17 protein-coding genes, 4 tRNA genes and 1 pseudogene are annotated in these 16,962 nt (G+C 66.3%); 10 read left to right on the forward strand and 12 right to left on the reverse strand.

What is annotated here, in order from left to right; translation table 11 throughout:
- The first annotated feature begins 402 nt into the window (after positions 1-402).
- The 5 genes from AC5Y46_RS03660 (at position 403) to pstB (ending at position 4,893) form a co-directional block, all read left to right on the forward strand.
- Positions 403-1,176 (forward strand): winged helix-turn-helix transcriptional regulator, encoded by a 774-nt coding sequence (locus AC5Y46_RS03660; protein WP_499943536.1) that lies wholly within the window; start codon positions 403-405, stop codon positions 1,174-1,176.
- A complete protein-coding gene (gene mshD / locus AC5Y46_RS03665; RefSeq protein WP_499943535.1) occupies positions 1,173-2,075 on the forward strand; it encodes a mycothiol synthase in 903 nt (300 codons plus the stop codon). Before AC5Y46_RS03660 ends, mshD begins: the two co-directional genes overlap by 4 nt.
- A gap of 142 nt (positions 2,076-2,217) precedes the next feature.
- Entirely contained in the window at positions 2,218-3,189 is a 972-nt protein-coding gene (gene pstC, locus AC5Y46_RS03670) for a phosphate ABC transporter permease subunit PstC (RefSeq protein ID WP_499943677.1), read from the forward strand.
- Positions 3,186-4,100 carry a phosphate ABC transporter permease PstA gene (gene pstA / locus AC5Y46_RS03675; RefSeq protein ID WP_499943534.1) on the forward strand — a complete coding sequence of 305 codons (915 nt, stop codon included), beginning with the start codon at positions 3,186-3,188 and terminating at the stop codon, positions 4,098-4,100. Before pstC ends, pstA begins: the two co-directional genes overlap by 4 nt.
- 16 nt (positions 4,101-4,116) lie before the next feature.
- Positions 4,117-4,893, forward strand: coding sequence for a phosphate ABC transporter ATP-binding protein PstB (gene pstB / locus AC5Y46_RS03680; protein ID WP_499943532.1), 777 nt, complete (start codon positions 4,117-4,119; stop codon positions 4,891-4,893).
- A gap of 5 nt (positions 4,894-4,898) precedes the next feature.
- Here the strand turns inward: pstB and phoU are convergent, their stop codons facing one another.
- The 5 genes from phoU to AC5Y46_RS03705 all read right to left on the reverse strand — a co-directional run bounded on the left by phoU (position 4,899) and on the right by AC5Y46_RS03705 (position 10,777).
- Positions 4,899-5,537, reverse strand: coding sequence for a phosphate signaling complex protein PhoU (gene phoU / locus AC5Y46_RS03685; protein WP_499943531.1), 639 nt, complete (start codon positions 5,535-5,537; stop codon positions 4,899-4,901).
- 54 nt (positions 5,538-5,591) lie between these two features.
- Positions 5,592-7,757, reverse strand: a complete 2,166-nt coding sequence (locus tag AC5Y46_RS03690; protein ID WP_499990125.1) for an LCP family protein — start codon at positions 7,755-7,757, stop codon at positions 5,592-5,594.
- Positions 7,758-7,903: 146 nt separating this feature from the next.
- The gene (gene dusB / locus AC5Y46_RS03695) at positions 7,904-9,037 is read right to left on the reverse strand and encodes a tRNA dihydrouridine synthase DusB (RefSeq protein WP_499990126.1); all 1,134 of its coding nucleotides are present in this window, start codon (positions 9,035-9,037) and stop codon (positions 7,904-7,906) included.
- 7 nt (positions 9,038-9,044) lie between these two features.
- Positions 9,045-10,067, reverse strand: coding sequence for an acyl-ACP desaturase (locus AC5Y46_RS03700; RefSeq protein WP_499990127.1), 1,023 nt, complete (start codon positions 10,065-10,067; stop codon positions 9,045-9,047).
- 113 nt (positions 10,068-10,180) lie between these two features.
- Positions 10,181-10,777 carry a TetR/AcrR family transcriptional regulator gene (locus tag AC5Y46_RS03705; protein ID WP_499943527.1) on the reverse strand — a complete coding sequence of 199 codons (597 nt, stop codon included), beginning with the start codon at positions 10,775-10,777 and terminating at the stop codon, positions 10,181-10,183.
- Positions 10,778-10,843: 66 nt separating this feature from the next.
- Between AC5Y46_RS03705 and AC5Y46_RS03710 the strand changes: the two genes are divergently transcribed.
- The gene (locus tag AC5Y46_RS03710) at positions 10,844-11,887 is read left to right on the forward strand and encodes an oxygenase MpaB family protein (RefSeq protein ID WP_499943526.1); all 1,044 of its coding nucleotides are present in this window, start codon (positions 10,844-10,846) and stop codon (positions 11,885-11,887) included.
- Positions 11,888-11,891: 4 nt separating this feature from the next.
- Here the strand turns inward: AC5Y46_RS03710 and AC5Y46_RS03715 are convergent, their stop codons facing one another.
- From AC5Y46_RS03715 to AC5Y46_RS03725, 3 genes are read right to left on the reverse strand one after another with little or no spacing between them, the layout of a single operon-like run.
- Complete coding sequence (locus AC5Y46_RS03715; protein WP_499943525.1) at positions 11,892-12,089, reverse strand: zinc transporter Slc39a7; 198 nt, start codon at positions 12,087-12,089, stop codon at positions 11,892-11,894.
- A 10-nt stretch (positions 12,090-12,099) separates the two neighbouring features.
- Complete coding sequence (locus AC5Y46_RS03720; RefSeq protein ID WP_499990128.1) at positions 12,100-12,546, reverse strand: ArsR/SmtB family transcription factor; 447 nt, start codon at positions 12,544-12,546, stop codon at positions 12,100-12,102.
- Positions 12,547-12,593: 47 nt separating this feature from the next.
- Entirely contained in the window at positions 12,594-13,094 is a 501-nt protein-coding gene (locus AC5Y46_RS03725; RefSeq protein WP_499990129.1) for a nucleoside deaminase, read from the reverse strand.
- An 82-nt stretch (positions 13,095-13,176) separates the two neighbouring features.
- Here AC5Y46_RS03725 and AC5Y46_RS03730 point away from each other — a divergent pair, with 82 nt between their 5' ends.
- Positions 13,177-14,076, forward strand: coding sequence for a class I SAM-dependent methyltransferase (locus tag AC5Y46_RS03730; RefSeq protein ID WP_499990131.1), 900 nt, complete (start codon positions 13,177-13,179; stop codon positions 14,074-14,076).
- A 5-nt stretch (positions 14,077-14,081) separates the two neighbouring features.
- Here AC5Y46_RS03730 and AC5Y46_RS03735 read toward each other — a convergent pair whose 3' ends face one another.
- Together AC5Y46_RS03735 and AC5Y46_RS03740 are read right to left on the reverse strand one after the other, a co-directional pair.
- Positions 14,082-14,903, reverse strand: a complete 822-nt coding sequence (locus AC5Y46_RS03735; RefSeq protein WP_499943521.1) for a TIGR04255 family protein — start codon at positions 14,901-14,903, stop codon at positions 14,082-14,084.
- Between the two features lie 118 nt (positions 14,904-15,021).
- A tRNA-Lys gene (locus AC5Y46_RS03740) sits at positions 15,022-15,094 on the reverse strand.
- A gap of 147 nt (positions 15,095-15,241) precedes the next feature.
- On the opposite strand from AC5Y46_RS03740, the gene AC5Y46_RS03745 reads away from it, so the two are divergent.
- The 3 genes from AC5Y46_RS03745 (at position 15,242) to AC5Y46_RS03755 (ending at position 15,541) form a co-directional block, all read left to right on the forward strand.
- A tRNA-Glu gene (locus AC5Y46_RS03745) sits at positions 15,242-15,314 on the forward strand.
- A 40-nt stretch (positions 15,315-15,354) separates the two neighbouring features.
- Positions 15,355-15,431 (forward strand) — tRNA-Asp (locus AC5Y46_RS03750).
- Positions 15,432-15,464: 33 nt separating this feature from the next.
- A tRNA-Phe gene (locus AC5Y46_RS03755) sits at positions 15,465-15,541 on the forward strand.
- A 194-nt stretch (positions 15,542-15,735) separates the two neighbouring features.
- Here AC5Y46_RS03755 and AC5Y46_RS03760 read toward each other — a convergent pair.
- A pseudogene (locus AC5Y46_RS03760) lies at positions 15,736-16,731 on the reverse strand (site-specific integrase); the annotation flags it as partial.
- Positions 16,732-16,959, reverse strand: a complete 228-nt coding sequence (locus tag AC5Y46_RS03765; RefSeq protein WP_081287867.1) for a helix-turn-helix transcriptional regulator — start codon at positions 16,957-16,959, stop codon at positions 16,732-16,734. It abuts the pseudogene before it with no gap.
- Positions 16,960-16,962: the final 3 nt, after the last annotated feature.

The following is a 16,962-nucleotide window of genomic DNA, read 5'->3' on the forward strand; positions in this document are numbered from 1 at the left end:
GTCGGCCGTGTTGCTTTGGTCACAACGCCTCGCACGGCTGCGACACCGGCCGAGCCGTCGACAGTCGGGGTGACAATCACCGAGGGTTCGATGATTCGGTGGTGTCGCATCCCGGTTCCAAAGCGCGGTCGCATCCGGCATCGGTCCCGGTAGGGGCGTCGCGCGCCCGGCGCGGCAACACCGTCCGGTTGCCGGGGGGAAGGGAGCGACGCACAGCGCAGCGGCCGCCGTGGCAGGCCGTGCCCGGCAAGCGGCACCGGCGGGTTCCGGCGGTATGGGGTAGGTGCGAAAGACCACGTCGGAAGGCCAAAAGCCACGTTGCACGTTATCGTTAGATGTTCTGGCCGCTAACGTCATGTGTCGCGATGAATCTGGAGGCCTTGCCCACAACGCTGGAGGGGCTTGTTGGAACTACTACTGCTGACCTCGGAGCTGTATTCCGATCCTGTCCTGCCGTCGCTGTCGCTGCTCCCTCATTCCGTGCGGACGGCGCCGGCGGAGGCGTCCTCACTGTTGGAGGCGGGTAACGCCGACGCCGTGCTCGTCGACGCGCGCAACGATCTCTCGGCGGCGCGCGGGCTGTGCCGCCTGCTGAGCACCGCGGGCCGAGCGGTGCCGGTGCTGGCGGTGGTGAGCGAAGGCGGTCTGGTGGCGGTCAGCGCCGACTGGGGTCTGGACGAGATCCTGTTGCCCAGCACCGGACCGGCCGAGATCGATGCCCGGCTGCGGCTGGTAGTGGGGCGCCGCGGAGGTCTGGCCGATCAGGAGAGCATCGGCAAGGTGAGCCTGGGTGAGCTGGTGATCGACGAGGGCACCTACACGGCCCGCTTGCGGGGTCGCCCGCTCGACCTGACCTACAAAGAGTTCGAACTGCTCAAGTACCTGGCGCAGCACGCCGGCCGGGTATTCACCCGCGCGCAGTTGCTGCACGAGGTGTGGGGATACGACTTCTTCGGCGGCACCCGCACCGTCGACGTCCACGTCCGGCGGCTGCGGGCAAAACTCGGGTCCGAGCACGAAGCGCTGATCGGCACGGTCCGCAACGTCGGCTACAAGGCGGTGCGACCCGCGCGCGGCCGGGTAGCGGCCACCGAGCCCGACGACGCCGACGCCGACGCCGAGGTAAACCGCGACGGTGCCCCCGATCCCCTTCCCGACCCGCTGCGCACCCAGTGACGACGCTGGACTGGCGCCCGGCCCTGACCGCCGGCCAGCAGCAGGCTGTCCGCGATATCATCAGTGCCGCAACGGAATTCGATGCGGTGGCGCCCGTCGGTGAACAGGTGCTGCGCGAACTGGCGCACGATCGCACCGAGCACCTGTTGGCTTCCGATGCCGGCGACGCCATTGTCGGTTACCTCAACCTGAGCCCGTCCCGCGAGGACGCCGCCGCGATGGCCGAATTGGTGGTGCACCCCCGGCATCGGCGTCAGGGGATCGGTGCGGCGCTGGCGCGCGCGGCGCTGCACAAGACCGGCCGGGGCAACCAGTTCTGGGCGCACGGCACGCTCGAGTCGGCCACAGCCACCGCGTCGGCTCTGGGTCTGGTCGCCGTTCGGGAACTGTTGCAGATGCGGCGCCCGCTGCGCGATGTCCCCGAGCCGACGATCCCGGACGGGCTGCGGATCCGCACTTACGCCGGCCCGGACGACGATGCCGAACTGCTGCGGGTGAACAACGCCGCGTTCTCCTACCATCCGGAACAGGGTGGCTGGACCGAACGTGAGCTGGACGAGCGGCGCGCCGAGCCGTGGTTCGACCCGGACGGCCTGTTCCTGGCCTTCGAGGATCAGCACGACACCTTGCTGGGTTTCCACTGGACCAAGGTGCATCCGGACCCGGCCGGGTTGGGGGAGGTCTACGTGCTGGGTGTGGATCCTGCGGCGCAGGGCCGGGGCCTGGGTCAGGCGCTGACGTCGATCGGCCTGGCCTCGCTGGCGCGGCGACTGGCCGACCGGCCTGATCCCACGGCGCTGCTCTACGTCGAATCCGACAACAAAGCCGCGGTGCGCACCTATGAGAAGACGGACTTCACCGTATACAGCGTCGACACGGCCTACGCGGCCGCCGGATAAGGTCGAGGCGCGCCTGGTCACCGCGATCGACGGGTTGCGGTGACATGGCGACCGAGGCTCCGCCGGGCCGCGGTGACGGGGAATTGACGGGATCACAGTGACGCCAGACCCAGCCGACGCAGGCTCGGGCGAGGTCGTCGCCGTGCCGCCGGCCGTCTCGGGCCGCCTGCTCGGCCAATCCGGCCGGCACGTGGGGGATCGGATCTTCCGACGGATTTCGGAGGGTGCCGGTGGGTTGATGGTCGCGCTGATCGCGGCGATCGGCATCTTCCTGCTGTGGCGGGCGGTGCCGGCGCTGGTGCGCAACCGGGAGAACTTCTTCACCTACGGCGGCCGCTGGGTCACCTCCGACGCCGCCGCGATGCGGTTCGGCATCGCCGAACAGTTGCAGGTGACCCTGTTCGTGTCGGTGTTCGCCCTGGTTGTGGCCATGCCGGTGGCGCTGGGCGTGGCGATCTATCTCACCCAGTACGCCCCGCGCAAACTGGCCGCACCGATGTCGCACACCGTCGATCTGTTGGCCGCGGTGCCGTCCGTCATCTACGGCGTCTGGGGACTGCACGTGCTGGCGCCCGAGCTGCGTCCCCTGGCGATCTGGCTGAATACCCATCTGGGGCACTGGTTTCTGTTCGCAACCGGCAGCGCATCGGTGAGCGACGGCACCATCTTCACCGGCGGGATGGTCTTGGCGGTGATGATCCTGCCGATCGTCACCGCCGTCACCCGCGAAGTGTTCGTGCAGACACCGCAGGACCACATCGAGGCCGCTATGGCGCTCGGCGCCACCCGCTGGGAAGTGGTCAAGACGACCGTCCTTCCGTTCGGCAGATCCGGCTTCGTCAGTGGCGGAATCCTGGGCTTGGGCCGGGCTCTGGGTGAGACGGTCGCGCTGCTGATCATCCTGCGCGGCACCCGGGAGGCATTCGGGTGGTCACTGTTCGACGGCGGCTCCACGTTCGCCACCAAGATCGCCGCCAACGCACCCCAATTCGACAACAAGTACCAGGTCGGTGCGTACATGGCCGCGGGCCTGGTGCTGTTCGCACTCACCTTCGTGGTCAACGCGCGGGCCCGCCGAGCCGTGACCCGGCCGCACGCCGGGAGAGCGCAATGACCTCGATGCTGGACCGTCCGCTGAAATGGCGGAGGATTTCCGGACTCAGCCGGCGCCGTCGCATCGCCGACACGGCGGCCACCGTGTTGGTCTGCCTGTCGATGGTGATCGCGTTGACATCGCTGCTGTGGGTGTTGTCCTCGGTGCTGCTGCGCGGATTCAAGGCGCTCACGGTGAGCAGTTGGTGGATCAACTCGGAGGAGGGCAGGACGGCCGTCGAGACCGGCGGGGGTGCCTACCACGCCATCGTGGGCACCCTGCTGCTGGGTCTGGTGTGTGCGGTGATCTCTGTCCCATTCGGTGTCCTGGTCGGGATCTACCTGGTCGAATACGGCGGCAGCAGCCGGCTGGCCCGCCTGGTCACGTTCACCGTCGACATCCTGGCCGGCCTTCCTTCGATCGTGGCGGCGTTGTTCGTCTATGCGGTGTGGGTCGCGGTGCTGGGCCTGCGCCGCTCGATATTCGCGGCGGCGTTGGCGCTGGTGTTGCTGATGCTGCCGGTGATCGCCCGGGCGACCGAAGAGATGCTGCGCAGCGTCCCGGAGGACCTGCGTGAAGCCAGCTACGCTCTGGGGGTACCGAAGTGGAGGACCATCACCCGGGTGGTGCTGCCCACCGGTCGCGCCGGCATCTTGACCGGGATCCTGCTGGCGCTCGGTCGGGTACTGGGTGAGACGTCGCCGTTGCTGGTTCTGGTCGGCTATTTCCACGCCACGAATTTCGACGTCTCCAGCGACTACATGGGGACGTTGCCCGGCATGATCTATGACCAGACGACAGCCGGGGCGGGCACCAGTTCCGTCCCGACCGACCGACTGTGGGGTGCCGCGCTGACATTGATCGTGTTGATTGCGATGATCAATATCGGGGCCAGGGTGGTCGCACGGATCTTCGGCCCGAAGAGAACCTAGGCAGGAGCTGTTTTACGTGGCCAAACGGTTGGACCTCAAAGAGGTCAACATCTACTACGGGTCGTTCCACGCGGTCGCCGACGTGTCGCTGTCGGTTCTGCCGCGCAGCGTGACCGCGTTCATCGGCCCGTCCGGCTGCGGCAAGACGACCGTGCTGCGCACGTTGAACCGGATGCATGAGGTCATCCCCGGTGCGCGGGTCCAGGGCAGCGTGCTGCTCGACGACGAGGACATCTACGGCTCGCGCATCGACCCGGTGGGGGTGCGCCGGGCGATCGGGATGGTCTTTCAGCGGCCGAATCCGTTCCCGGCCATGTCGATTCGGGACAACGTGGTGGCCGGCCTGAAGTTGCAGGGCGTGCGTAACCGCAAGCTGCTGGCCGAGACCGCCGAACACTCGCTGCGCGGCGCGAACCTGTGGGACGAGGTGAAGAACCGGTTGGACAGGCCCGGCGGCGGATTGTCCGGCGGGCAACAGCAGCGACTGTGCATCGCGCGTGCCATCGCGGTACAACCCGACGTGCTGCTGATGGACGAGCCCTGTTCGGCGCTGGATCCCATCTCGACCATGGCGATCGAGGAACTGATCAGCGAGTTGAAGCAGGACTACACCATCGTCATCGTGACCCACAACATGCAGCAGGCCGCCCGGGTGAGTGACCAGACCGCGTTCTTCAACTTGGAGGCCACCGGCAAACCGGGTCGCTTGGTCGAGATCGACGACACCGAGAAGATCTTCTCCAACCCGACCCAGAAAGCCACCGAGGACTACATCTCCGGCCGATTCGGCTGAGCGTCCTACATCGTGCCGGTGGCCTGGAAGATGACCCGGCGGGCGACCTCGACCGCGTGGTCGGCAAAACGCTCGTAGAACCGGCCCAGCAAGGTCACGTCGACGGCGGCCGCCACCCCGTGCTTCCATTCCCGGTCCATCAGCACGCTGAACAGGTGCCGGTGCAAGTCGTCCATCGCGTCGTCTTCTTCGCGGATCCGCGCGGCCTTCTCCGGGTCTCGGGTCTGCAGCACCTCTTGCGCGCTGGTGCCCAATTCGACTGCGACTCTCCCCATTTCGGCGAAGTACCCGTTGACCTCTTCGGGCAGTGCGTGCTGCGGGTGCCGACGGCGGGCGATCTTGGCGACGTGCAGTGCCAGCGCGCCCATCCGGTCGATGTCCGCCACGATCTGAATCGCGCTCACGATGGACCGGAGATCACCGGCAACCGGGGCCTGCAGCGCCAACAGGACGAAGGCGCTCTCCTCGGCCTGGGTGCTCAGCGCCGAGATCTGCTCGTGGTCGGTGATCACCTGTTCGGCCAGCACGAGATCGGCTTGCAACAGGGACTGGGTGGCCCGCTCCATCGCCATCCCCGCCAGGCCACACATCTGGCCGAGCCGCTCGGAGAGTTCCGTGAGCTGCTCATGGTAAGCGGTGCGCATGGGTAAAGACTACGTTCTATAACGCCGAATTGTGATTAAGCACCACGTGGGCGACTACTCGCAGGTGGTGTCGGCCGCATTGGTCACCGTGAGGTCTTCGGGCAGCCTGGTCGGCGTGCTGCCGGAGTTGCGGCTGATCTGCATGCTGACCGAGGATCCGCTGGGCGGCGGGGCGCTCACCGCGCTGAAGTCCGGGCCGATCACCACCTGGACCACCGAACCGATTCCGGTGACCCGTTCCACTTTGGAGTTGCCGAACGCCGCGGCGACCGTTGCGGCAGCCTGTTCGTTGCCGGGCGAGAAGAACACCGTGGTGGCTTTCAGCGTGTTCGGATAGTCGTCGGGTGTCATCACGTTGAAACCGTTGCGCTTGAGCTGGCTGGCTGCGGTGGCCGCCAAACCGGAAGTGCTGGTGCCGTTGGAGACCTGCACGGTGACCTCTTGCGGGGAGGTGGTCACCACCTGCTCGCGGTGCGTCTCGTTGGTGGGGGCCGCCTCGGGCGTCTTCTTGGTGGTCGAGGGTCCCGAAGTGGTGCCCGGCGTACGCGAAGTCCCCAGGGTCTGCGCGTTGTGGTCGTTCTCCAACGGCAGGGGATCGTCGTTGATGATGGCCGTGAACAGCGCTTTCATGTCGGCTGTCCGGGGCGGCTCATTGCCGTCCTGGTCGGTGATTCCGGTGGGCACGGTGACGAACGTGACGTGGCCGGCCGCCATGTGCTGCAGGGATCGGCCCAGCTCGACCAGGTCCCTGGTCTTGACGTTGTCGACGTAGCTGTTGGCGATGAACATGTTGACGACGTTGTTGAGCTTGTTGAGGTTCATCAACGTGTCCTCGGAGATCATCGCGCGGAGCAGCGAGGACAGGAACAGCTGCTGGCGCTTGATGCGGCCGTAGTCGCCGTTGCTCTCGGTAGTGACCTGGCGCGCGCGGACATAGTTCAGCGCGGTGGGCCCGTCGATGACCTGCCGACCGGCGTGGTCGAGCACGGTGCCCAACTCGTAGTCCCGCAGCGCCGTGGTGCTGCAGACCTCGACGCCGCCGAGCGCCTCGACCATCCGGCCGAATCCGACGAAGTCGATGGCGATGAACCGGTTCACGCTCAACCCGGAGAGTTTCTGGATGACCTTGACCAGACATTTGGGGCCGCCGAAGGAGAACGCCGAGTTCAGCTTGGTCTCGGTGTACACCATGCGCGGACCCGTCTTGCCGGTCTTGGGGTCGTAGATGGGGCCATACTTGCCCGTTTCGGGGTTCCAGGCTTCGCACTGGATCGGGTTGATCGCCAGGTCACGCGGGAACGACACGGCGACCACGCGTTTGCGATCGGCGGGGATGTTGACCAGCATCACCGTGTCCGACCGGGCGCCGCCGGCGTCCTCGGTGTCACCGGCCCCCACGTTGGCGTTGGCCCCCAGCCGCGAGTCCATGCCGACGATCAGGAAATTCTCGTCTCCGTACTGTGCGTTGGGGTCGACGATGTCAGCCGACTGCGGGTCCAGCGCGTTCACGGTATTCAGCTGATTGTTCTTCGACGCACTCCACTGGTACGCGGCGCCGGTCAACACCAACGACAGCAGCGCGATGATGGCTGCCGCCGAACGTCCGGCGATCATGGCCGGGCGGCGACGGGATCGCCGTTTCGGTTCGCGCGTCTTCGGGGCGCGGTCCTCGGCGGTCTCGGAGGCTCGCCGGCGTTGCGTCTTCGTCGAACCCGGCTCGGGTCCGACGGCTTCGTCGTCGGAATCGTGCGGATAGTTGGCCGCCCCGAGATCGGGCAATTCCGAGAGCAGTTGCAGCGAGTAAGCGGGGATCGGCAGAACCTGCGTGTCGGACAGGTCGTCGGTGAGTTCGGCGGACTCCGGTGCCGGGTGCGCTTCCGGGTGCGCTTCAGGGTCTTCCGGGTCTGCGGATTCGTGGGGCTCCTCCGCGACGTGGTGCGGAGTGGGCCGGTCGGGAACCGTGGCGCCGAGTCTGGCGATCAGTTCGGCGACACTCAGCGGGCCGTCATGGCGAGTGCCGGACTCCTCGGGACGCTCTTCATCGTGGGCATCTTGCGTTTTGGGCGACCACCGGCTCAGATCTTCGTCGACCGACGGCGCCGAAAACCGTTCCCACGGCGCGGCGCCTGGCAATGGATGCGGGTTTGCGGTAAGCCGGTCCTCAGTGCCGTCGGAACTGCGCCGAGGAACAGGAGTGGCGCCTGTGTCGCCGTCACTCATGTCTTACCTGGCCTCCGAATGTGCGCGCACGTCAGCGCAGCACTTCAGACAGCGCCGCGCAAAAAGCAGTAAGGCTCACATCGTACTGATTTCTCGGCCGAGACGCGATTTCAGCAGGGTCTCGGTTCGGCCGCCATCAGCCGCCCTCAGCCGCCCGAGTGCATGACGTCGGCGCCCTCGGGCACCCGGCAGTCCTCGGGGTCGTCCAGCCAGCCCTCGGGGAGCGACACCCGTGCCGGTGAGCCTTGCCGGCCGCGCGGACCGTTGCCGGCCGCCGGAAACGGCGCGGCGCCGTCCAGCCGTCCCAGCAGGTCGTCGAGTTCGTCCAACGTCTTGACCAGCGCCAGCGCCCGACGCAGATCGGAGCCGGCCGGGAAGCCGTGCAGGTACCAGCCGATGTGCTTGCGGATGTCGCGCATGCCTTTGTCCTCGCCGAAGTGCGCGGCCAGCAGGGCGCCGTGGCGGCGGACGATGTCGGCCACCTCGCCGAGGTTCGGCGGGACCGGTGCCGGGCTGCCGGTGAACGCGGCCGACAGTTCGGCGAACAGCCAGGGCCGGCCGAGGCAGCCGCGGCCGATGACCACGCCGTCGCACCCGGTGGCGGCCATCATGGCCAGCGCATCGCTGGCGTCGTAGATGTCGCCGTTTCCCAGCACCGGGATGGTCCGTACCTGCTCCTTCAACCGGGCGATCTGGTCCCAGTCGGCGGTACCCGAATAACGTTGCGCGGCAGTACGCGCATGCAGGGCGACGGCGGCCGCGCCTTCGGCTTCGGCGATCCGGCCGGCGTCCAGATGGGTGTGATGCTCGTCGTCGATGCCGATGCGGAACTTGACCGTCACCGGGATGTCGGTGCCCTCGGTGGCACGCACGGCGGCGGCCACGATCTGGCCGAACAGCCGCCGCTTGAACGGCAGGGCCGCCCCGCCGCCGCGCCGGGTCACCTTGGGCACTGGACAGCCGAAGTTCATGTCGATGTGGTCGGCCAGTCCCTCGTCGGCGATCATCCTGGCCGCGGCGTAGGTGGTGTCCGGGTCGACGGTGTAGAGCTGCAGCGAGCGTGGGGATTCGTCCGGCGCGAACGTGGTCATGTGCATGGTGACCGGGTGGCGCTCGACGAGCGCCCGCGCCGTCACCATCTCGCACACGTAGAGGCCGCTGACCGTGCCGACCTTGGACAGCTCCTGCTCGCGACACAGCATGCGAAAGGCGGTGTTCGTCACGCCGGCCATCGGGGCCAGCACCACCGGGCTGGCCAGCTCGATGGGTCCGATGCGCACCGGCCGGCTACCGCCCGCTCATGGTCAGCGTGCCGGTGGTCTGGTGCAGCTCGAAGGCCGTGGTCCGCTTACCGGTACGGGCCTCCCGATCGAGTTGGCGCTGCTTGGACACCTCGAACTTGTCGCAGGACTGCTCGAGTTCCTTGATCAGCAGCGCCAGGTCGTCCCGCATGGCGGCAGCTTCGCCGGTGAAGTCGTCGCGCTCGAAGATGCGCCACTTCTTGAGTACCGGCATGACGACCTCGTCGAGGTGGATGCGCGGGTCGTAGACGCCGCCGACGGCGATGAACACCGCCTTGCGGCGGAACTCCGGCACCTGGAAACCGGGCATCTGGAAGTTGCGCAGCACCTTGTGCAGCGACTTCATCGCCTGGTTGGGCGCGGCGGCGAAGCCGGCCTCGCTGACGTCGCGGTAGAAGATCATGTGCAGGTTCTCGTCGGCCGAGATCTTGGCCAGCAGCTGATCAGCGACGGTCTCGTTGCACGCCTTGCCGGTGTTGCGGTGCGAGATCCGCGTCGCCAGCTCCTGGAAGGTCACGTAGATGACCGAGTCGAACAGGCTCTCGGCGAACAGATCCTCCCGCACCTGGTGGTTCTGGCCCGGGCTGAACCCCCGGTTGACCACCTCCATGCGGAGCCTCTCCAGCTCGACGGGATCTACCGCGCGGGTCACCACGAGGTAGTCGCGCAGCGCGATCCCGTGCCGATTCTCCTCCGCGGTCCAGCGGTTGACCCAGTGACCCCAGGCCCCGTCCAGGCCGAAGTTCATCGCGATCTCGCGGTGGTAGGACGGCAGATTGTCCTCGGTCATCAGGTTCTGCACCATCGCCACCTGGGCGAGGTCGGAGAGCTTGCTTTCCTCGGGATGCCATTCCTGGCCGCCGAGGGCGTAGAAGTTCTTGCCGTCCGACCACGGGATGTAGTCGTGCGGGTTCCAGTTTTTGTGCATCTTCTCGTGCCGGTTGATGTACGTCTCGACCACCGGTTCGAGTTCTTGCAAAAGCTGCAGGTTGGTCAGCTCCGCTGACATGACGCCTCCAGTTATCTGTGTCGTCGGGTTGCAGTCAATATATCTGTGCCTATCAGTAGCATCAAGTTTCGCCGACGGTGTGGCGCATCACGGCGAGGTCACATTCAGCGGGTTCAGGCGAGCGTCGCGTAGCTGGCCGCCGTGCTGAGCAGCATGTCGACGCAGTAGTCGATGAACTGTTCGCGACTGGCGCCCAGCTGCCCGGTCAGGTACGCCGTGAACAGGCCGGTGAGGGCACCGATCAGGCTGGTGGCGACCAGTTTCTGGACGACCGGGTCGGCGATGCGGGACAGCTTGCGTTGCAGCAGATCGATGAAGGTGGGCATCCATGCCGCACCGGACTGGGTCAGCGTCGGTTCGACCGCGGGTGCCAGCAACAGCACCCGTCCGCGCACCGGATCGTCGACCATCAGGGTGACAAAGCGCTCGACGGCTTCCCGCGGTGTCTTCGCCGACGTCAGCGCGTCCATGGCGCGGGTGCAGACGTCGTCGTAAACCGCCCGGACGAACTGTTCGCGATCGGTGAAACTCTCGTAGAAGTAGCGTTCGGTGAGGTCGGCGTGACGACAGGCGGCGCGCACCGTGAGCGCCGGGCCATGCTCCCCGCCCAGCAACTCGACGCCGGCGGCGACGAATCGGTCTCGGCGCAGGGCGTGGCGGTCTTCCAGGGGGACGCCCGACCAGCGGCCCCGCCGTTGACTGCCCTGCACTTCGCTCCTAAGATCGATTCTGACAACGTGTGTGGTCAGAATTGCTGACAACCGAGGATTTCACCAGTGACCCAAGATACGTCCGCTGCCTGCCCGGAGACCAGCGGCAATTCCGAGCCCAGCGAAGTGGCCCCGCCCGCGCCATCCGACGGCGTGGCCGCCGGGTGCCCGGTGTCGTCGCCGGGTTACGAAGCGCCCCCGGTGCCGCTCGGCCCGCAGTCTCTGACGTGGAAGTACTTCGGCGACTGGCGCGGCATCCTGCAAGGTCCGTTCGCGGGCTCCATGCAGAACATGCACCCGCAGTTGGGCGCTGCCGTCCAGGATCACTCGACCTTCTTCCGGGAGCCCCTGCCGCGGGTGATGCGGTCGCTGTACCCGATCGGCGGGGTGGTGTTCGACGGTGACCGGGCCCCTCAGACGGGGGCTGAGGTGCGCGACTACCACACCGACATCAAGGGCGTCGATGAGCAGGGCCGTCGCTACCACGCCCTGAACCCCGACGTCTTCTACTGGGCGCACAGCACGTTCTTCATGGGCACCATCCTGGTGGCCGAACGGTTCGGCGGCGGGCTGACCGAAGCGCAGAAGCGGCAACTGTTCGACGAACACGTCCAGTGGTATCGGATGTACGGCATGAGCATGCGGCCGGTGCCGCAGTCCTGGGAGGAATTCCAGGACTACTGGGATCACATGTGCCGCGAGGTATTAGAGGACAACTACGCGACGCGGGCCGTGCTGGACCTGACCTTGTACGACAAGCTGCCGATCGCGCCCTGGCTGCCTAAATGGTTGTGGGGCGGCCTGACCAGGCTGTCCCGGCCTCTGTTCGTCTGGCTGACGGTCGGCTTCTACCACCCGGCGGTCCGGGAGCGGCTCGGCTTCACCTGGTCACGGCGCGACGAATGGCTGCACCGGCGCTTCGGCAACCTGGTCTGGCTGGTCTTCTCGTGCGTGCCGCCCCGGTACCGCAAGCACCCGCGGGCCCGGGCCGGCCTCGACCGCGCCTCCGGCCGCATCGCCGCGGATGCGCCGCTGCCGCAGACGGCGGCACGCAACCTTCCCCCGCTGGACGAGCGGGGCGACCCGAAGCACTACTGCCCGAACGTCTGATCCCTCAGTGCGCGTGACTGTGCACGTCGTCCAGTCCGGACTGGTGCACGTGCTCATGGGTGTGCTCGGTGCCGTCGTCGTGTGAGTGCGGGTGCTCGTGGGTGACATGCTCGTGGTCGTGAGCGGTGTGCTCGTGGGTATGCGTGACGTCGCCGTGCTGGTGTTCGTGCGTGTGCGGCTGGTCATGGCTGTGTTCTGACATTTCTTGCTCCTTACTTACGCGCCGAGTGTGAATCTCTCGACGCTGAATCCGCGTGTCGCGTCGCAGGATTCACAGTCGGCGGGTGAACCCCGTCCCCCACGGCGTGCAGACCGCCCTCGCCGCGGTGATGGCGCGGAACTCCGGGTCCGGCGTGTTCGGCGTTGTAGACCGCGTCGATGACGAGCTGACGCACGTGGTCGTTCTCCAGGCTGTAGAAGATCGTGGTGCCCTCGCGACGGGTGCGGACCAGTCGCGCCATGCGCAGCTTGGCCAGGTGCTGCGACACCGACGGCGCGGGCTTGCCCACGTGCTCGGCGAGCTCGTTCACCGACCTTTCGTGATTCGTCAGCGACCACAGCACCTGTACCCGGGTGGTGTCGGCGAGCATCCGGAAGATCTCGACCACCAGCGCGGCTTGGTCGTCGGGAAGCCGCAGAGGTCTATTATCTGCATGCATACGCAGATAATAGTTCCACGGGAGGGCACGGTGTCAATGCCCGACGGTCAGCCGCCCGGTACGACGGTCGCGGTGCGTTGGCCGCCGTTGCGTTCCTGCCAGAACCGGTAGACGTCGACGGCATCCGGGCGGGCCTCGTAGCGCATGGGCAACCGACGGTCCCGCCAGTCCTTGGCGAACTCGTCGTAGAAGGTGGCGAGCTCGAAGTATCTACGGTCGTCGACGTAGTGCGGTTCGTACTCGTCGCGCGAGGTCAGGAACACCACCTCGTCGGGGGAGCAGTAATACAGCGAGCCCAGGCACATCGGGCACGGGTGGGCCAGCACGTAGATGGTGGTGCCGACGAGATGCTCGGTGCCAAGTTTCGTGCACGCGTCGCGGATAGCCAGTATCTCGGCGTGCGCGGTCGGGTCGTTGGTCTGAGCGACTTGGTTGGCGCTCTCGGCCAGCACTTCGCCGTCCTTGACGATCACCGTCGCGAACGGGCGGCCGCCTTCGGCGACGTTGCGGCGAGCGAGGTCGATGGTGCGTTGGGCGAAGTCGGTCACAGATCGCAGGGTAGTCCGAGAAGACACAGCCGAAGCTGTGATATTAACTAGATTGTCTATATTTTTTGCTGTTGGGAGTTGGATGGTGCGTACCGATCGGGATCGATGGGACCTTGCTACGAGCGTTGGCGCGACAGCCACCATGGTGGCCGCGCAACGGGCCCTTTCGTCTGAACATGGCTACATCGAGGATCCGTATGCCGCGCCGCTGGTGCGCGCGGTAGGCATCGACGTCTATGTCCGGCTGGTGAACGGGGAGATCCCGGTCACCGAAGAGTCCGAGTTCGATCCCGAGCGGATGGCCAAAGGCATGGCCTGCCGTACCAGGTTCTATGACCAGTTCTTCCTGGACGCCACCTGCGGCGGTATCGGCCAGGTCGTCATCCTGGCGTCCGGTCTGGACGCGCGTGCCTACCGACTTCCGTGGCCGGCGGGCACCGTCGTCTACGAAGTCGACATGCCCGAGGTGATCGAGTTCAAGACCGAAACCCTGGGCGAACTGGGCGCCGAGCCGACCGCCGAGCGCCGGACCGTCTCGGTGGACCTGCGCGACGACTGGGCGTCCGCGTTGCGCGCCGCGGGGTTCGACACCGAGGCGGCGTCGGCGTGGAGCGCGGAAGGGCTGCTGGTCTACCTGCCCGACGACGCCCAGGATGCGCTGTTCGACAACATCACCGCGTTGAGCGCCCCCGGCAGCCGGTTGGCCTTCGAGTTCGTTCCCGACACCCGGATCTTTCAGGATCCGCGCTGGCGCGAGCATCACGACCGGATGGCTGAACTCGGCTTCGAGGTCGACTTCAACGACCTCGTCTACCACTCCGAGCGCAGCCACATCCTGGACCACTTGTCCGGGGAGGGCTGGCAGACGTCGTCGCACACCACCAAGGAACTGCACGCAGCCAACGGCTTTGCCTACCCTGACGACGAACTCGCGGAAGCATTCGCCGACGTGACCTACAGCAGCGCGGTGCGCGAGGGGTAGCCGGACTACTGGCTGTTGCGGAGCAGCTCGTCCTTGAGGCGCGTGGTCAGCATGTCCTGGAAAACCGTCTGCGCCGGTGCGTACAGATCCCGGTAGGTCGAGACCAGCGCTTCCCGGTTGTACTCCGGAATCGTGCCGGTGGGCGGTGTCCAGAAGCTGTCGATGTCCATCAGGAAGAACTGGCCCGTCCCGGCGGGGGTGACCCTGCGCAGGTGGTACTGGGCGTCGAGCGCTTGGCCCACTCCCGGTCCGTACCGGACGATCAGCGACTTGCCCGGTTGTGCCTCGCGGTAGACGGCCGCGCCCTGCCACTCGGTCAGGGTCAGGCCGCCGGGGGCCAGACGCTGCGGGCCGAGCAGGCTCTCGTCGATCCAGTTCGTCCATTCGATGCGGCCGTCGACGCCCGCGGGGACCCGGATCTCCAACACGTAGCGCAGGCCGATGCGCTCGATGCCCACCAGGTTGGTGACCGAGGAGCGCGCGTCAACCACGCGCATCGCGATGTCCAGGAAGGTGTCGAAGTTGGTGTACGCGGTCGTCTCGACGACGATCGCCTGGTTCTTCAGCGATGCGGCGGTGGTGTTCTCGCGGTTGGAGTAGCGGACGAAGCGATCTTGGACGGGTTGCGGTGGCTGCCCCGGAGCGGTCATGCCCCACTGGACGTCCTGGGCCGCACGTTCGATCGGCAGGTCGGCGATGAGTCGTTGCTTGAGTTCTCGGGCTGTCGACTCGGTGAGGGCTTCGGTTGCGGGGTGACGGATTTCCAAAGTCACCAGGGCTACGGGGGCGTTGGGTTGGACCTCAGCGGGATTCACGTCCGGAAGCATAGCCGCGAGCATAACCAAGCGGGTGCGAATGAAAACGGAGCGTTCGATTTCCGGGGCAGCCGTGCGGCGTTGGCGCCCAACCGATGCCGAGAGGGCCGTCAGACGATGTGATGACCGGTGCCCCCACCAGGGCTCGAACCTGGGACCTGCGGATTAAAAGTCCGTAGCTCTACCGACTGAGCTATAGGGGCGTGGACACACAGGATACTGCGTAGCCGTCGACCGGTCGTTTGAGGATCCGGGACGGCCTCGTTTGAGGATTAGGCCCGGGGTGCCCTAAGCTGACTTGGCTCCCAACGTTGAATTCGTTGCGAGTGCCCCGGAGAGATTCGGTTCTGGCCCCCTTCGTCTAGCGGCCTAGGACGCCGCCCTTTCAAGGCGGTAGCGCGGGTTCGAATCCCGTAGGGGGTACTTGCGACGCATCAGTGTGGAGCAAGTAGCAGCACAGCAAGGCCCTGTGGCGCAGTTGGTTAGCGCGCCGCCCTGTCACGGCGGAGGTCGCGGGTTCGAGTCCCGTCAGGGTCGCCAGCACGGCGAGGCACACACTGCCTGCCGGCTTCCGGCCAGGTAGCTCAGTCGGTACGAGCGTCCGCCTGAAAAGCGGAAGGTCGGCGGTTCGATCCCGCCCCTGGCCACCATCTCTGACCTGCTTGTATGCGGTGACAGCACTCTTTGGATTGATTGTCTTGTCCGGTTCCTGTCCGTTCACCTGGTTGGCGACGGTGCTGCAGAGCCGGTCGAGATTCGCGGCTACGTGATCGAGTTCGTCTGAGTAGAGGTCGCTGTAGATATTCGCGGTGACGGTCGGTGTCGAATGCCCCATCGTTTTCTGTACGTAGCGAAGATCGGCGCCTGATGCCCGGGCCAGGCTGGCGTAGGTGTGGCGTAGGTCGTGAATCGTCAGGGGCGCTAGTTCGGTTTTGTTGAGGGCTTCGTTCCAGTGGGTGTGTCTGCGCCAGTTGTTGGATCTGAGGTAGCCGCCGTTGGGTGAGGTAATCGCTTGTTCCCGGGGCCCGCGGCCGGCAATTCGTGGCTTGAGGGCGTCGATGACGACCTGGGGGAGTGGGACGGTTCGAACCGCAGCGCGTGTCTTTGGCGGTCCGACAATTATTCGGCCTTCTACTTCCGGTGCGGCCTGGCGAACTTCAAGCCGACCCGTCTCGAGGTTGATGTCGCCGACGCGGAGGCCGACCAGTTCGGACCAGCGAAGTCCGGTGAAGGCCAAGATCGTGACGATGTCGCCCTGGTCGCCGCATGCCGCTGCCAGGGCGACGACTTCGCCGGCCGTGAGATAGCGGTGGCGTTCTCGCACCGGCATCCGCCCGGAAGACACTCCCTGGGCCGGGTTGGTGTGAATTCGGCCGTCTTCGCGAGCCATGTCGAGAATTGACCGCAGCAGGCGCAGCGTCGCGACTTTGGCCCACGGCCCAACGGCGAGGCTGCCGATGAACTGCTGGACATCTTCGCGGGTGATCTCGTCGACCGGGACATGGCCGAAGCGCGGACCGATGCGGAGTTCCCAATGTTGGGTGTAGCCGCTCCACGTCTTGGGTGATACGGCCGGGTGTTTCGATGCGGTGAATTGCTTCCAGATAGCCGAAAGGCTTGCGCGGCCGAGTCTTGGGTCGAAACGTCTGGCGCCGATCGCCGCCTCGCCATCGCGCTCGGCTTTAAAGGCCCGCGCTTCTCGCATGGTGGCGAATGTCGATGACGTTTCAACCCATCCCGAGGGAGAGTCTGGATCACGCACCAAGTAGCGCACTTGATAGCGCGCCTGGCCCGCTGAATTGATCCGCTTTCGAATACCGCGCGGTACCGAGCCGGCCATTCAGCGGCGCACCTGGCTGAGCCACGCACGGACTTCCGCTGCATCCCAACGTCTTACGCGGTCCGACAGCGGGTAGCAGGGTGGCCCCACTTCTACTCCCTGATCGCGCAATGCGCCCCATCGGCTCACCGTCGCGGCGGATACGCCGAACAGGTCGGCCACCTGCTCTGCAGTCAGAAGCGTTGGAAACGCTGCTGCCCCGGTATCGGCGGTATTGGAAGTTCTCATGTC

This window comes from Mycobacterium sp. NGS59 (assembly GCF_059812345.1).

Excerpts from the sequence above, each read along its gene's own strand:
- pstA (WP_499943534.1), top strand. The coding sequence starts at position 3,186 with ATGACCTCGATGCTGGACCGTCCGCTGAAATGGCGGAGGATTTCCGGA.
- phoU (WP_499943531.1), bottom strand. The coding sequence starts at position 5,537 with ATGCGCACCGCTTACCATGAGCAGCTCACGGAACTCTCCGAGCGGCTC.
- AC5Y46_RS03690 (WP_499990125.1), bottom strand. The coding sequence starts at position 7,757 with ATGAGTGACGGCGACACAGGCGCCACTCCTGTTCCTCGGCGCAGTTCC.
- AC5Y46_RS03700 (WP_499990127.1), bottom strand. The coding sequence starts at position 10,067 with ATGTCAGCGGAGCTGACCAACCTGCAGCTTTTGCAAGAACTCGAACCG.
- AC5Y46_RS03715 (WP_499943525.1), bottom strand. The coding sequence starts at position 12,089 with ATGTCAGAACACAGCCATGACCAGCCGCACACGCACGAACACCAGCAC.
- AC5Y46_RS03720 (WP_499990128.1), bottom strand. The coding sequence starts at position 12,546 with ATGCATGCAGATAATAGACCTCTGCGGCTTCCCGACGACCAAGCCGCG.
- AC5Y46_RS03730 (WP_499990131.1), top strand. The coding sequence starts at position 13,177 with ATGGTGCGTACCGATCGGGATCGATGGGACCTTGCTACGAGCGTTGGC.
- AC5Y46_RS03735 (WP_499943521.1), bottom strand. The coding sequence starts at position 14,903 with ATGCTTCCGGACGTGAATCCCGCTGAGGTCCAACCCAACGCCCCCGTA.
- AC5Y46_RS03765 (WP_081287867.1), bottom strand. The coding sequence starts at position 16,959 with ATGAGAACTTCCAATACCGCCGATACCGGGGCAGCAGCGTTTCCAACG.